11 protein-coding genes are annotated in these 16,019 nt (G+C 46.0%); 10 read left to right on the plus strand and 1 reads right to left on the minus strand.

The window, feature by feature from the left end:
* Positions 1 to 28: 28 nt before the first annotated feature.
* From N685_RS0113460 to N685_RS0113470, 3 genes are all read left to right on the plus strand, one after another.
* Positions 29 to 1,366 (plus strand): aspartate aminotransferase family protein, encoded by a 1,338-nt coding sequence (locus tag N685_RS0113460; protein WP_031409155.1) that lies wholly within the window; start codon positions 29 to 31, stop codon positions 1,364 to 1,366.
* A 147-nt stretch (positions 1,367 to 1,513) separates the two neighbouring features.
* Positions 1,514 to 2,923 (plus strand): sodium:solute symporter, encoded by a 1,410-nt coding sequence (locus N685_RS0113465; protein ID WP_031409157.1) that lies wholly within the window; start codon positions 1,514 to 1,516, stop codon positions 2,921 to 2,923.
* A 105-nt stretch (positions 2,924 to 3,028) separates the two neighbouring features.
* On the plus strand, positions 3,029 to 4,456 hold the full coding sequence (locus tag N685_RS0113470) for an aldehyde dehydrogenase family protein (protein ID WP_031409159.1): 1,428 nt from the start codon (positions 3,029 to 3,031) through the stop codon (positions 4,454 to 4,456).
* Positions 4,457 to 4,551: 95 nt separating this feature from the next.
* Here the strand turns inward: N685_RS0113470 and N685_RS0113475 are convergent, their stop codons facing one another.
* Entirely contained in the window at positions 4,552 to 6,012 is a 1,461-nt protein-coding gene (locus N685_RS0113475; RefSeq protein WP_031409161.1) for a glycosyltransferase family 39 protein, read from the minus strand.
* Positions 6,013 to 6,206: 194 nt separating this feature from the next.
* On the opposite strand from N685_RS0113475, the gene N685_RS0113480 reads away from it, so the two are divergent.
* From N685_RS0113480 to mmsB, 7 genes are all read left to right on the plus strand, one after another.
* Complete coding sequence (locus N685_RS0113480) at positions 6,207 to 6,971, plus strand: enoyl-CoA hydratase (RefSeq protein ID WP_031409162.1); 765 nt, start codon at positions 6,207 to 6,209, stop codon at positions 6,969 to 6,971.
* Positions 6,972 to 7,424: 453 nt separating this feature from the next.
* Complete coding sequence (locus N685_RS0113485; protein WP_031409164.1) at positions 7,425 to 8,426, plus strand: substrate-binding domain-containing protein; 1,002 nt, start codon at positions 7,425 to 7,427, stop codon at positions 8,424 to 8,426.
* Between the two features lie 30 nt (positions 8,427 to 8,456).
* A complete protein-coding gene (locus N685_RS0113490) occupies positions 8,457 to 10,235 on the plus strand; it encodes a cache domain-containing sensor histidine kinase (RefSeq protein ID WP_031409166.1) in 1,779 nt (592 codons plus the stop codon).
* Between the two features lie 13 nt (positions 10,236 to 10,248).
* Positions 10,249 to 11,454, plus strand: a complete 1,206-nt coding sequence (locus tag N685_RS0113495; RefSeq protein ID WP_031409168.1) for a response regulator transcription factor — start codon at positions 10,249 to 10,251, stop codon at positions 11,452 to 11,454.
* Between the two features lie 387 nt (positions 11,455 to 11,841).
* Positions 11,842 to 12,918, plus strand: a complete 1,077-nt coding sequence (gene chvE, locus N685_RS0113500) for a multiple monosaccharide ABC transporter substrate-binding protein (protein WP_031409169.1) — start codon at positions 11,842 to 11,844, stop codon at positions 12,916 to 12,918.
* Between the two features lie 77 nt (positions 12,919 to 12,995).
* Positions 12,996 to 14,537: a multiple monosaccharide ABC transporter ATP-binding protein gene (mmsA, locus tag N685_RS0113505; RefSeq protein ID WP_031409171.1), complete on the plus strand. Its 1,542-nt coding sequence runs from the start codon at positions 12,996 to 12,998 to the stop codon at positions 14,535 to 14,537.
* A 1-nt stretch (position 14,538) separates the two neighbouring features.
* Complete coding sequence (mmsB, locus tag N685_RS0113510) at positions 14,539 to 15,762, plus strand: multiple monosaccharide ABC transporter permease (RefSeq protein WP_031409173.1); 1,224 nt, start codon at positions 14,539 to 14,541, stop codon at positions 15,760 to 15,762.
* Positions 15,763 to 16,019 lie beyond the last annotated feature (257 nt).

Below are 16,019 nucleotides of genomic sequence, written 5' to 3' on the forward strand. Positions count from 1 at the left end.
AAAATGGCTTGGTCGAAGGGGGATGTACATGACACAAGGCAACTGGCTGCCTCTCTTTCACAAAATGCATGATTTGCTCGCGCCAACGATGGCGAAAGACCATCCGAATTTGCCGGTTGTTAAGGAAGAAGGATGTTACTATTACGGACTGGATGGAAAAAAATATCTTGATTTCACTTCCGGTATTGCTGTGGCCAATACGGGTCATCGCCATCCAAAAGTCGTGCAGGCTATCAAAGAGGCCGCAGACCGCCTGATGCATGGGCCGAGCGGTGTCATCATGTATGAATCAATTTTGCGTTTGGCCGAAGAGCTGACAAAAATTTTGCCGGAAGGGCTTGACTGCTTCTTTTTTGCCAACAGTGGAACAGAGGCGATTGAAGGAGCAATCAAATTAGCAAAACACGTGACGCGACGACCATACGTCATTTCGTTTACCGGATGTTTTCATGGCCGTTCGTTAGGGGCGCTTAGTGTCAGCACATCGAAAAGCAAATATCGGAAATACTTGCAGCCCAACGGCTTGACGTACCAACTTCCATATGCCAATCCAAAACATTGTCCGGTAGGAGAGGATTCTGATGTGTACTTCGCTCGTAAGCTTGAACAGGATGTAGAGTCCTTGTTTGCCCATCAAGTGACTCCGGAAGAAGTGGCATGCATGATTGTCGAGCCAGTGTTGGGAGAAGGAGGATATATCGTTCCTCCGAAAGGATGGCTGCGCAAAATAAGGGAAATTTGTGACCGCCATGGTATTTTGCTTATTTTTGATGAGGTGCAGACAGGATTTGGGCGCACAGGGGAATGGTTTGCCGCTCAAACATTTGGCGTTACCCCAGATATTATGGCCATTGCGAAGGGCATCGCTTCTGGGTTGCCGCTCAGCGCAACAGTTGCTTCGAAAGAATTGATGAAACAATGGCCGCTCGGCAGCCATGGGACAACGTTTGGCGGCAACCCCATTGCATGCGAAGCGGCGCTAGCAACTTTAGAAGTATTTAGGGAAGAAAAATTGTTGGAAAATTGCAGGGAAGTTGGGGAATACGCACGAAAAAAACTGGAATTGTTAAAAAGGAAGCATCCCGCCATTGGAGACGTGCGTTCGATCGGTCTGATGATCGGCATCGAGATCGTCCACCCGCATACTGGCGAACCGAATGGGGAGGGAGTGATGAATATTTTGAATCGTTGTCTGCACAAAGGTGTTCTTTTCTACCTATGCGGCAATCAAGGAGAAGTGATCCGCATGATCCCACCACTGATCGTGACAAAAGAACAGATTGGCGAAGGATTAAGCATGCTCGATGAGGCGTTGACCGAATATGAAGAGGAAATCGGTGTGCATTCGTTCGCTTCTGGAAAATGAAAAAAAGAGGGAGGCACATGTCGATTACCATTTAGAAACTGGATGTATTCACCAACTGATGTCGTGTTTCGTTGAAGGAATGTTTGCCTTTATGAAAGGATCGCGAAGGACATGGATTTGTGATTATAAGACGATGGGGGAATGGGTATGAACGCACTAGATACTGGAGTTCTCTTATGTTATTTTCTCGTATTGATCGGCGCAGGGATTTTGGGGGCGAAGCGGGCGAAAACTGTTGAAGATTTTGCGTTGGCAGGCCGAAATCTTGGATTATTTGTTTATCTTGGCTGCCTGTCTGCTGTGATTTTGGGAGGCGCTTCAACGATTGGGACAGCAAAATTAGGGTATCAATTTGGGATTTCAGGTATGTGGTTTGTTTTTATGATTGGTTTGGGCATTGCTGTGCTTGGCCTGTTTTTTACAAACCAAATTTATGGCGCCAACGTGACGACCATCAGCGAACTGCTTGGCCGCCGTTACAATCAGGAAACGCGTTTGATCAGCGCGTTGGTGGCAGCGATCTATACGTTGATGGTTTCGGTAACACAAGTCATTGGGATGGGCACAATCATTCATGCGGTTTTAGGTTGGAGCATGACCGTTTCGATGTTAGTTGGCGGGGGGATCGTGTTGTTTTATACGATTCTCGGAGGAATGTGGAGCGTGACGATGACGGATATCATTCAGTTTATCGTCATGACTGTTGGCATTTTCTTCGTGATGCTGCCGATGAGTTTGTCCTATGTCGGTGGATGGACATCGCTTTTGGAGCGATTGCCAGCGTCACATTTTGATCTGACATCGATGGGATGGGCAAATATTTTTCAATACTTCTTGCTCTATACATTAGGAATGGTGGTATCACAAGATATTTGGCAGCGGGTGTTTACGGCCAAAACACCGAACATTGCTCGAGGTGGCGCAGTATATGCGGGTCTTTACAGCATCGCTTATGCCGTGGCGTTAAGCGTCATTGGCATGTGCGGGGTGATGGTTTTTCCGAATATAAACGATCCACAAAACGTATTTGCCAATATGTCATTAGAGATTTTGCCGCACGGCTTGTTAGGGCTCATTTTGGCCAGTGTATGTTCTGCTCTCATGTCAACGGCCTCCGGAACATTGCTTGCCTCATCTACTCTGTTATCACATGATATTTTGAAGCAATATTGGTTTCAGAATATAAGTGATCGACAGTTTGTCCTATTATCCAGAATGATGACGCTAGCAGTGGGGATTGTCGCCATTATCTTTGCTATTTGGATTCAGGATGTGCTTGTTGCATTGGATGTCGCCTATGCCATTTTGTCAGGCGCCATTTTCGTACCAGTGATTTTTGGCTTCTTTTGGAAGCGAGCAACGGCGAAAGCTGGCTTTTACTCTATCATTATTAGTTCCATCGTTGTGCTGGTTGGTTTAGCGATGGAGGGATTAAGCTCAACCTATCCGATTATGTATGGAATTGGGGCGAGTATCGTTTCGATTGTGATTTTTTCCTACCTTTTCCCATCCTCCAATCTGAAAGAGGAGATAGAGGACCAGCAACATGTCCTATAAATGGATCAGAAAAGAGGATTCTAGCAAATTTGCGACGAAATAAAAAATGTTATTAACACAGGCAATGTTTGGATTGCAAATACTAGTTAGGGAAAGGATGAGAACATGGCGGAAAGAAAAAAACTATACATCAACGGCGAATGGCGGGAAGCGAAGTCTTACACCGAACTGAAATCACCGTATTCACGCGAGACGATTGCCGAAATTCCGATGGCCAACGAACAAGAAGTTGATGAGGCGATCGCCGCGGCGTATGCGGCGCGGCAGACGATGGCCGCCATGCCGGCGCATGAACGGGCCGCTATTTTAGGGCGGGTCGTCGAACAGCTGAAAGAGCGGCAAGAAGAAGCGGCGAAGTTGATCGCCTTGGAAGCCGCCAAGCCGATCACCACGGCGAAAGGGGAAGTCGCCCGCACGATCCAGACGTATACATTCGCCGCCGAAGAAGCGAAGCGCATCCATGGCGAAACATTGCCGCTTGATGCGGCGCCGGGCGGGGAAAACCGCATCGCCATCACCGTCCGTGAGCCGATCGGCGTCATTGGGGCGATCACGCCGTTTAACTTCCCGATGAACTTAGTCGCTCATAAACTTGGTCCGGCTATCGCTTCAGGCAATACCGTGGTGTTGAAACCAGCGAGCCAAACGCCGCTGTCGGCCTACTTTATCGCCGAGCTGTTCGAGAACGCAGGCTTGCCGAAAGGGGCGCTCAACGTCGTCACCGGAAGCGGCCGCACGGTCGGCGACCAAATCGTCGCCGATCCCCGCATCAGCATGATCACGTTCACCGGCAGCCCGGAAGTGGGCATCGCGATCCGCAACAAAGCAGGCTTAAAGCGGGTGACGTTGGAGCTTGGCTCAAACTCGGCCGTCATCGTTGACGAGCAGGTCGATCTTGACCGCATCATCCCGCGTTGCGTATTTGGCGCGTTCACGTTCCAAGGGCAAGTGTGCATTTCGCTCCAGCGCGTCTATGTCCATGAAAAACGCTATGACGAGTTCGTTGAAAAATTCGTCGCTGCGGCGAAACAGTTGAAAACAGGCGACCCGTTCGATCCAGCCACCGATGTGTCGGCGTTAATCACGCCAAACGATGTCGATCGCGCGCTTTCTTGGATTGAAGAGGCGAAACAAGGCGGCGCGAATGTCGTCCTCGGCGGCGAGCGCGACGGCAACATTTTGCTTCCAACGGTCATTGTCGATGCCAAACCGACAATGAAAGTGTCATGCCAAGAAGTGTTCGCCCCGATCGTCTTGATCAACCGTGTCCGCTCGATCGACGAAGCGATTGCGCTTGTCAATGACTCGCGCTACGGTTTGCAGGCGGGCATTTACACCGATAACGTCCATACCGCGTGGAAAGCGGCGAAACAACTGCACGTCGGTGGCGTGCTCATCAACGACATCCCAACGTTCCGTGTCGACCATATGCCGTACGGCGGCGTGAAAGAAAGCGGGTTCGGCCGCGAAGGGATCCGCTATGCGATCGAGGAAATGACGGAGTTGAAATTGATTATTTTTAACCAGAATTAAGCGGGATGAGAAGAGATTGGAGTAAAGTTTGTTCCTAAAATTCTAGAAGAATGGTTGCGCAGCCTTGGAGAGAGTGGCACTCCAAGGCTGTATGTTTAAGCGTGCTTTTCCAAAATATATCCCCAACGGTTCGAGGCGAGAACAGACAGGTGGTATTTATGCTCGAGCTGTTTGCTGAACCATGCTTTTTTCACGAGAAGCAGGCTTCGGCTTGTATGCAAGAACGTTTTCAGCCCTCCGTGCCGAGGTTTGAGGTCATTCGCAAGCTCTGCTGTCAAGACCGCATTTTGCGGCCAGCGACCTTTCTCGTGCAACGGATGGTACATAAACAGTTCGTATCCATGAACAGGCATTTGGGCGGTCTGCTGAAGCAATGCCAGTTCGAAATTTGGCTTGGGATGATGGATATAATGTTGAATATTCGTTTCGTAAAACGATGCGACGAACAACAGTCCAGTCAGCAACACTCCCCGCGCTCCCCACGTTCCTTTTCTCCATAATTGACTTGCGCAAATGCCAATCAACATGCAAAGCGGCGGATAGACAGGGAGGATGTACCATCTGATTTTCGTCTTAGCTATGGTAAACATGAGAAGCGGGACGCAAATCCAAAGCAAAATCCCGATCACATCTTCTTTCAATCGATGGTCTGTTCCTTCAAACGCTAAAAGACGAACGCCTTGCATGTAACTGATGACCATGATTCCGACCAAGAGCGCCAGCCACCAAAAGAAAAAATGAACAAGAATGATGCCGTAGTAGGTTTCATCGCCAATATGACCCTCAATGGGCCGAGTGGAGCGTAACAACAAATCATAGGCGATCATTTGCTTAAAAAACCGCCATCCATCATAGTGGTAGCGGGCAAGAACCCAAGCGAGCACAGGAACAGCGAAACTGAGGGCTGCCCTCCACCAGGCGCGCCAGTGAAATGACTCCCATTGTCGAGTGATTAGGAAATATACAGCCATGATCAACAGAATGTTCCCTGCATGCCAACTTTTCGTTAAAAAAGCGAGTGAACAGGCAAGGCCAGCTGCATACAACCATCGCGTCTGCCGTCTGGCGGACAGCAAAGAAATGATGGATAACGTAAAGAAAAATACAAAGAGAGAATCCGCATCTCCTGTGCGAGCGCAATGGTTGAGAAGATATTGGGTGCTAGTCGACAAGGCAAGCAATGATATGATAGCAGCCATGCGGCCAAATCGCTTTTTCATAAATAAAGCAATGACTATAGCCATGAAGATAGCGCAAACGCCAGACATCAGTCGCAAGCCAAGAGCGTTCAGCCCAACCAACTTATAACCAACCATAATAGCCCAATAACTAAGGGGAGGTTTTAAATTCCAGTAATCAGGGTGCCTAAGATATGTGTTGACGATCAAATTTCCATGTTTTAACATTTCGTAAGCATTGACGCCATGTCGCGCTTCGTCCCAGCTGGAAATAGGAAATTTTCCGAGATTATAAAAGACATTGTAAACCATCATAGAAAATATCAATCCCGCCAATACATAAAATGACACGTTTCGTAAATAGCCTGGCTTTCTCATTATACCAACCCCTTCATAGGCAGAAACCTCTTGCTTTTTTATTTAGATGCAAAAAGTAACGCCGTGATAGAACCTATTATAAATAGACGAATATGTCAAGCATTGATGTTTTGGCAATATTTTTGTTAACAGCAAGGAATTGAGGATCCCTATAGAGAATGAATAAATGAATCATCATTCAGAGGGGGAGAGCAATGGAAACAGTTGCGCTGACATTTGACCAAAACAAAGCAATATTGGAACTGAACCGCCCGCAGTCGCTCAATGCGATGGATGGACAAATGTTAACAGAACTTGTCGGCGCATTGCGGCAAATCGAAGAAAGTGACGCTTCGATCGTCGTCATCCGCGGCAAGGGAAGAGGATTCTCGGCAGGTGGCGACATTAAGACGATGCTTTCTGTCGATGACCCGGGCCAATTTCAGACGGTGATGAACACGATCCAAGAGATGATCATGCGATTGTATACGATGCCGAAAATCACCGTTTCGCTCATCCATGGGCCCGCTGCTGGTCTTGGGTTCAGCTTTGCGTTGGCGAGCGATTACCTCATCGCCACAAAAGAAGCGCGCCTCGCCATGAACTTTATCGGCGTTGGCCTCGTCCCTGACGGCGGCGGGCATTTCCTCTTGGCGCAGCGCGTCGGTACCGCGAAAGCGAAACAAATCATTTGGGAAGGAAAACCGATGAGCGCCGATGAAGCGCAGCAGCTTGGCCTCGTCGATTTCGTTGTCGATCATGAGGAGCAAGCCGAACAATTCATCGCTTCCCTGCAGGAAAAACCGCTCCAAGCCATGATCGCCACGAAACAGCTGTACGCCGAGCAAACAAAGGCGGACTTGCTTCGCGTCCTAGAGCTTGAAACCGACGCCCAACAGCGCATGCGGCAAACCGAAGATCACCGCGAAGGCGTCCGCGCCTTTTTAGAAAAACGGAAGCCGGTGTTTCGGGGGAGGTGAGGACGGAAAAGACTGAGAGTTCGACACTAACACTATTTTATGAAATAGAATAGGTTGAGACCGCTATGATATATAACTGTTAGTGTAGTTAACGGTGAAAGATCGACTATACCAAGTTGAGATTTTGTTTTACATCCAAGCTGATCACTCGCTGCTTTATATTGTAGTTAGATGAAAACCGAAACGAAAAATCAGAAATTTATAGCGAAAAGGGAACAGAACGATTAATCCATCGAATGAAATTATGATGAAACGGTTGTCTCACCTGTTTTTGAGACAATCTTTTTTGTTTTGGATTTTGCCGTTCAGACATGGTACATTGATTAAGGAAAAGCCTTCTCCTATTGCCCTCGAAAGAAACGTCATCTATACTTAGGGGAAATCCTGCATCATTCCGTCAGTTTTTGTTGCCATAAGTTTTTGATTCAGGAGAGTTCAAGGGGGATTAGCATAGTGAAGAAGTTACTACTCATTTATGCTTGTTTAGTCAGTTTGTTTATTCTTTATATATACCGCTATCATTTAGAAATTTCTCGCCTCCGTTTAGCTTCTCAAGGAGAGACAGCGTTTCAAGGCAAACCAGATGAAAAATACGTCATGGTCACTTTCCAATCAGGTATGGATTATTGGAAGCGCTGTCTGAAAGGATTTGAAGATGCAGCGGAAGCATTGAACGTCTCCGTGGAATATCGGGGGGCTACCCAATATGATGTCAACGAGCAAGTTACGGTGCTGGAACAAGTGATCGCGAGAAAACCGGCAGGTATTGCTGTTTCCGCCATTAATCCGACCGCGCTGACAAAGACAATCAATAAAGCTGTTGAGAAAGGGATTCCAGTTGTATTATTTGACTCGAATGCTTCGGGAAGCAAGGCGTTTTCGTTTCTAGGGACGAATAATTATAGTGCTGGAGTGACAGCTGCTCACGAAATGGCAAAACTACTGAGAAATGGCGGAAACGTTGCCGTGATTACCTCCCCCCATCAACTTAATCATCAAGAGAGAACGAGAGGATTTGTTGAGACGATCTATGAAAAATATCCACGAATGCAAGTGGTGGCTGTGAAGAATGGAAAAGGAGACACTATGGTCTCAAAACAGGCGGCAATAGAGATTTTGCGAGATTATCCGGATGTGCAAGGGATCTTTGCCACAGAAGCGAACGGAGGAGTTGGCGTGGCGGAAGCAATCAAAGAGCTAAATAAGAAAGAGATTACGGTCATTAGTTTTGATACAGAAAAACAAACATTAGATTTGGTGAAGGAAGGTGTGATCGCTGCGACATTGGCGCAAGGAACATGGAATATGGGGTACTGGTCGCTGCAGTTTTTATTTCATCTCCATCATCATCTTACCTCACCATCACGATCGGGGGATTTACCGCTACCCGCGTATGTTGATACAGGAATTACGATCGTTACACGAGAAAATGTGGATCATTTTTATGCCAAATGACTACAGAGAAACGAGTGATTGACGTTGCGAATGCTGAAGCGTTGGCGGGTTAGCCATTGGCCGATACGATACAAGTTTGTTTCGTTGTTACTCATCTCAATGATTGTGCCTGCACTCTGCTTAGGAAGCTTGGTAGGGTGGACGGTGGATCGAATTATTGAACGACAAGTAAATGAAAATACGTTGCAATTGATTAGCCAAGTCAATCAGACATTAGAGTTTTATGCCAATAATATGCAAAACGCAACGTATCTGATTGCTTTTAATCCGCAAATAAAAGCGTTCTTGGATCGTAGAGCGCCTCGCAATGATTATGAAATGCGTCAATTTTTGCAAGGAATCACTACGTTGTATCCCGAGATTGCGGGGATTTTAGTTGTTAACGAGTATGGCGACTATATAAGCAATGAAATGTACAGCCGTTCTCCCCGGCCGTTAACAAGGGAATCATGGTATCGTGAGGCTGTGAAAAATAAAGGGATTTTTAAAATGCTCGGTCATCCGGTTGGAAGAAATGTTATTTCTCATGCCCATTATACAAGTGCAGAAGTCATATCCGCGGTTCGAGCCATTGTGGATCCCGAGACACAAAACGTGAAAGGGGTTGTACTGGTTGATTTAAAGTTGAGAGTCATTGCGGAAGCGACAAAAAATATCCGTCTTGGAAAATGGGGATATTTACTGGTGATGGATGAGCAAGGGAAAAGCATCTATACTCCGAGCCGTTCCACAGTGACAGCTGTCCCGATGCGCTGGATCAAAGGAAATAGCGGTTCATTTTTCAAGAACATCAATGGACAACACGTTCAGTTTATTTATCAGCGCTCGCCGTTTACGAATTGGACAACAATCGGAGTGTTTCCCAGTGATGAATCAGCACTAGAAGTGAAAGAAATCCGTTTTTATATCGTCAGTTTTATTTTTTTCGTCTGTTTTATTGCCATTGGTACTTCTTATTACCTGTCGTTTTCATTATCTCGTCCGATCAGCCAGCTGACGGCATTTATGAAAAAAGCGCAAGCAGGCGATTTAACGGTTCGTTATCATGGGGAGCGTATGGATGAAATTGGGATATTGGGTCGAAGTTTCAACCACATGTTGGATCAAATGCAGCATTTTATTTCTTTGGCGGAATGGCAAGAGCGACAGCGGTGGGAGGCAGAGTTGCGGGGATTGCAAGCCCAAATTAAACCGCACTTCCTTTACAATACATTAGACACCATTCAATGGATGGCGCGCAAAAAAGGGGCTGATGATGTTGCCGAGTTGGTCAACAATCTGGCAAAGTTGTTCCGCATTGGGTTGAGCAAGGGGAAGGATATGATTCGTTTGGCTGAGGAAGTAGAACATACGAAAAGTTATTTACGTATCCAGGAAGTTCGCTATAAAGATAAGTTGGACTATACCTTTGATATTCCGGAACATCTGCAACAATTTTATGTGTTAAAGTTGCTGTTGCAGCCGATTGTAGAGAATGCGATTTATCACGGTATCAAACAGAGAAGAGGACAAGGGCATATTTGGATTCAAGCGCGAGAACATGAAGGAGCGATGTATATTTGTGTAAAAGACGATGGCGTCGGAATGTCACGGGAGCGGCTACAAGAGTTGCAGAAAAGTTTAGCCATTGACTTTACATCGGGAGACCAAGAAGGAAAGATGAAAAAGGTGAAAGGGTACGGAATGGTGAACGTACAAGCCCGCTTACAGTTAACATTTGGTCCTCGCTATCGACTGTATATCGATAGTCAGGAAGGGAAAGGGACAACCGTGACAATTGTGCACCCGATCATCCCCCATCTTCCTTAGGAGGAATGGATTCATGTGGAAAGTGTTGATTGCAGACGATGAGGCTATCATTCGTGAAGGAATTCGGGAATCAATCGATTGGCATGAATTTAACATGGAAGTTGTTGCAGAAGCAGAAGATGGGGAAGAGGCGTTGGAATTCGCCTTGCAGCATCGAGTCGATGTATTGTTTGTCGATTTAAGCATGCCGATTATGGACGGGATTACACTGATGAAACATGCGCGGGAGAAGTTGCCCCATTGCCGTATGATTGTGATTACCGGTTATGATGAGTTTTCGTATGCGCAGGAAGCGATTCGCCTTCAAGTGGATGATTATTTATTAAAGCCCACTCATCCGCAGCAATTGCGCGAAGTAGTCGCAAAAGTGAAGGAGAAGCTCGAACAGGAGCAACAGGAAAAACGATATATGGAACTGTTAACAAATCAAGTACAGAAGCATGCTCACGTGCTTCGCCAGCAATTAGGAATGGAATGGGCGACAGGGCGACTGACAGAGGAGGAGATGGTCGAGCAACTGTCCTTGCTTGGACTTTCGTGGTCTTGCCCTGCGCAAATCATTGTCATCCAATGGTTTTCATTTAAAAATCAGCCCATTGTGAGCGATCGGGATCGGCAGTTGCTTTTATTTGCCATCGAAAACGCCCTCTCTGAATTATTGGAAGATGGCGACAAAATTATTTTTCGCGATTCGAACGAGCTCGTCGTTGTGATCAGCTGGAAAGCGATCAGCGAAGAACGGTGCAGGCAAATTGAAATGGCACTGAGGCAACATCTGCATATCAAAGCTAGTGTATATATAGAAGCAGTGCAAGGAGGAATAGGCGGGGTGAGGGCGGCATATGAAAAATGCAAAGAGCAAATGGAGAAAGAAAGCCGTATTTCTCCGATTGTCCGCCGCGCTAGGCAGTATATACAGAAACACTTTAGCCAGCCGGATTTGACGCTTGAGTCCGTGGCTCAGTTTCTCAATGTTTCCCCGGTTTATTTAAGCCGAATGATCAAACAAGAACTCGGCATTTCGTTTACTCATTTGTTGACGAAAACTCGGATGGAGAAGGCGTCGGAATTGCTTTTGTCTACTGAGTTGCCGATTCATGAAATTGCTGAACGCGTCGGCTATGATACACAGCATTATTTCAGCACGGCTTTTAAAAAGACGATAGGGGTGTCTCCAAATCAATATCGGAAAATGCACATAACAAAGGATACCTTTTGAGATGATCAGGGAGGAGCGAGCATTGGATGAGAGGAGACGGATCGAAAAGGTTATCCGTTACCAAAATGGATACGATTAGTGAAAAAGGGTGTCCCGATCCTTATGGGGACACCTTTTTCTTTCCGTGAAAACCTCGTCGGCAAGCGGCCATTTTCATCTCCGGGTGGAGAGCAGATCGTGCCGCTCATGGAACTTTCCGCAAAAATGTCCGTACCTTGATCCATCATTCTATGTCGAGATCAGAAGGGGTGTGTCCTCATTTTGAAAACGCTTCAACAAAGTTAAATTTTTATAAAAATAGTTAATTAATTAAAAAGACGGACAATTTGTCCCGTGGTATAGTAAGAACAGAAATTAAATATACGTACAAATTTGAGGAGGGAGAAAATGAAAAAGTCTTTGTTTGTACTAATTTTGTCGATATTTGTCCTGTCATTATCGGCCTGCGGGGGACTTGGGGCGAATGGAGGAAAAAATGGATTTGTCGGCATTTCTATGCCAACGAAATCTTCAGAGCGCTGGATTCATGATGGGAAAAATATGGTGAAAGAATTCGAAAAACTCGGTTATAAGACGGATTTGCAATATGCTGAGGACGTGGTTGAAAACCAAGTATCACAAATTGAAAACATGATCACCAAAGGGGTTAACGTGTTAGTGATTGCTCCGATTGATGCGGAAGCGTTGACGGACGTGTTGGAAAAAGCGCATAAACAAGGGATTAAGATCATTTCGTACGACCGTTTGATTAAAAACAGCAAGTATGTCGACTATTATGCAACGTTTGATAACTTTAAAGTCGGTGTGCTGCAAGGGCAGTACATTGAACAAAAGCTCGGATTGAAAGAAGGAAAGGGACCGTTCAACATCGAGTTGTTTGCCGGTTCTCCAGATGACAATAACGCCTATTTCTTCTTTGATGGAGCAATGTCGGTATTAAAGCCGTACATTGATTCCGGAAAGTTAGTGGTGAGAAGCGGGCAAACGAAGTTTGACCAAGTAGCGACATTGCGCTGGGATGGAGCTACGGCTCAAGCGCGTATGGATAACTTGTTGAGTGCGCATTATACGAATGCTCGCGTTGATGCGGTTTTGTCCCCGTACGATGGCATTAGCATTGGCATCATTTCTTCCTTAAAAGGGGTTGGCTACGGAACTCCGAGCAAGCCGATGCCGGTGATTACTGGGCAAGATGCGGAATTGGCTTCGGTGAAATCGATTATCGCAGGGGAACAAACGCAAACGGTGTTTAAAGACACGAGGGAATTGGCGAAAAAAGCAGTTGAGATGGCGGATGCGGTGTTGAAAGGGAAAAAGCCGGAAGTGAACGATACGAAAACGTATAATAACGGAGTTAAAGTTGTCCCAGCGTATTTGTTGGAACCGGTTTCGGTTGATAAATCCAATTATGAAAAAGTATTGATCGACAGCGGCTATTACAAAAAAGAAGATTTGGAAAAATAGAAGATACCGAGAAAACGGATATAAGGGATCTGCAACCCCTTATATCCGTAACTCTCTGACAAGGGGTGCAACAGAAGATGGCTGAATTTATTTTAGAAATGAGGGGGATTACGAAGCAATTTCCTGGAGTAAAAGCGCTTGATAATGTGAACTTAAAGGTGCGGGAAGGAGAAATTCACGCGCTTTGTGGAGAAAACGGGGCAGGAAAATCGACATTAATGAAAGTGTTGAGCGGTGTTTATCCGTACGGCACGTATGACGGAGAAATTTTATTTAAAGGTGAAGTATGTAGATTTAAAGATATTAAACAGAGCGAACAGTTAGGAATTGTTATCATTCATCAAGAGTTGGCCTTGATTCCGTATTTATCTATTGCCGAAAATATTTTTTTAGGGAATGAACGAGCGAAAAAAGGCATCATTAACTGGAATGAAACGATTGCTCAAACAAAAAAACTGCTGCAGAAAGTCGGATTAGAGGAGTCACCGCATACACCGGTCGGCCAACTTGGTGTCGGCAAGCAGCAACTTGTGGAAATCGCGAAGGCATTGGCCAAAGAAGTCAAATTGCTTATTTTGGATGAGCCGACAGCGGCTTTGAATGAAGATGACAGCGAAAACTTGCTGAATTTGCTTTTGGAATTGAAACAACAGGGCTTATCGGCCATTATTATTTCCCATAAATTAAATGAAATTGCTAAAGTCGCTGATTCGATCACGATTTTACGGGATGGAAAAACGATTGAAACGTTGGATATGAAACATGATGAAGTGACCGAAGACCGGATTATCCGTGGAATGGTTGGGCGCGACTTAACCAATCGTTATCCGACAAGAACACCGAAGATCGGCGAAGTCATATTTGAAGTGAAAAATTGGACGGTGTATCACCCCGTTTACTCCGAGCGCAAGGTGATTGATGACGTCAATCTGTCGATTCGTAGAGGAGAAATTGTCGGGATCGCTGGCCTCATGGGGGCGGGACGAACGGAATTGGCCATGAGCATCTTTGGTCGGTCATACGGAAAGAAAATCAGTGGCGAAGTATGGAAAAACGGGTCCAAAATCGATGTCAGTGATGTCAGCAAGGCCATTGCTAATGGAATTGCTTATGTAACAGAAGACCGCAAAGGGAACGGGCTTATCTTAATGGAAGATATCAGGAAAAACATTACCCTTTCACGTTTAAGTAAAATCTCGAGTCATTTGGTCGTTGATGAAAATCAAGAAATTGTTGAGTCGGAGCGATTTCGTGACCAATTCAAAATTAAAACGCCAAGCGTATTTCAAAAAGTAGAAGCCCTTAGTGGGGGAAATCAGCAAAAAGTGGTGCTGAGCAAGTGGATTTTCGCTGAGCCCGATATTTTGATTCTTGACGAACCGACACGGGGAATTGACGTCGGCGCGAAATATGAAATTTACACAATCATTCAGCAGCTAGCCGATGCAGGGAAAGGCATTTTAATGATCTCGTCCGAGCTTCCGGAAATTCTTGGCATGTGCGATCGAATTTATGTGATGAGTGAAGGGAGAATCACTGGCGAGGTGCCACGGGAAGAAGCGACCCAAGAAAAACTGATGAGGCTCATGACGAAAACAGCGATTCAGGAGGGAGCATAAAATGGAAGCACCAATGCGGAAAGCAGTGCATCATTCCTCGGGGCAATCTGTAGAAAATCAACGGTTATCGTTCGGTCAGTTGATCAAAAATAATATGAGAAGTTCCAGCATGGTGATCGCTCTCATTTTGATTATGTTATTGTTCCAAGTGTTAACTGGGGGCATTTTGTTGCGGCCATTGAATATTACGAACTTAATTTTGCAAAACAGTTATATTTTGGTGCTGGCTGTCGGCATGATGCTTGTCATTATCACTGGACATATTGACTTGTCTGTCGGATCGGTCGCGGCTTTTGTCGGGGCATTGGCCGGCATTCTGATGGTTCAGCACCAGACATCAGTGTGGTTGACAATGCTCATTTGTTTATTACTCGGGGCCTTGATTGGTGCGTGGCAAGGTTTTTGGGTGGCGTACGTAAAAATCCCATCGTTCATTGTTACATTGGCAGGGATGTTGCTGTTTCGGGGGTTGACAATGGTTATTTTGGAAGGACAGTCGATCGCTCCGTTTCCGAAAACATTTCAAAACATGAGCTCTGGATTTCTCCCAGACGTATTTCATGGCGGAGCGATTCATCTGTTCACGATCGTGATCGGTGTTGCTGCTTCCCTCTTGTTTATTGCACTGGAATGGAGAAAACGAAACAACCAGAAGAAATATGGGTTTGCCGTCGTTCCTGCGCCGATGTTTGCGTTGAAACTCGCTGCGATCGCCGCTGTGATCATGATTTTCACTTATATTTTAGCCACGTACGAAGGAATCCCGACGATTTTGGTGATTTTGGCCGCGTTGATTATCATTTATTCCTTTGTGGCGAATCGGACGGTCGTCGGCCGCCATATTTATGCGATTGGTGGTAATGAGAAGGCTGCGCAATTGTCCGGCATTAAAACGAAACGCGTCACATTTTGGGTGTTTGTTAACATGGGTGTGCTGGCTGCCTTGTCCGGGCTGATTTTTGCCGCCCGTCTTAATGCCGCGACGCCAAAAGCAGGAAACTTGTTTGAACTCGATGCCATTGCGGCATGCTTTATCGGAGGCGCATCCGCTTATGGTGGTGTTGGCACGATCGGGGGAGCGATTATCGGCGGTCTTGTGATGGGTGTGATGAACAATGGCATGTCGTTGTTAGGGTTGGGGATTGACTGGCAACAGGCCATTAAAGGGCTTGTATTGCTTATTGCTGTCGCTTTTGATATTTACAACAAAAACAAAGCCGCTTAATGCAAGAGCGAAGGGCCAAGCGCATTGCTTGGCTTTTTTGTCAAATGGTCAAAAGGCGGACAAAAGGCTTTTATGCTCGAAAAGAGTTCGATCGGTTCATATGATCCGTATGTCGAGTCACATTTCAAGTGGTTTTGGAGGTTGGAGCGTTTTCTCCCCTTGTTCTCTTTCGTTCGAAAAAGGGCGTGTACAGGCACCTCATATATTTTCCGCCGTCTGCTCTTAGCACAATGATACGGACAAATAAAAACTGCTAT

Source organism: Geobacillus vulcani PSS1, from assembly GCF_000733845.1.
Classification (GTDB): domain Bacteria; phylum Bacillota; class Bacilli; order Bacillales; family Anoxybacillaceae; genus Geobacillus; species Geobacillus vulcani.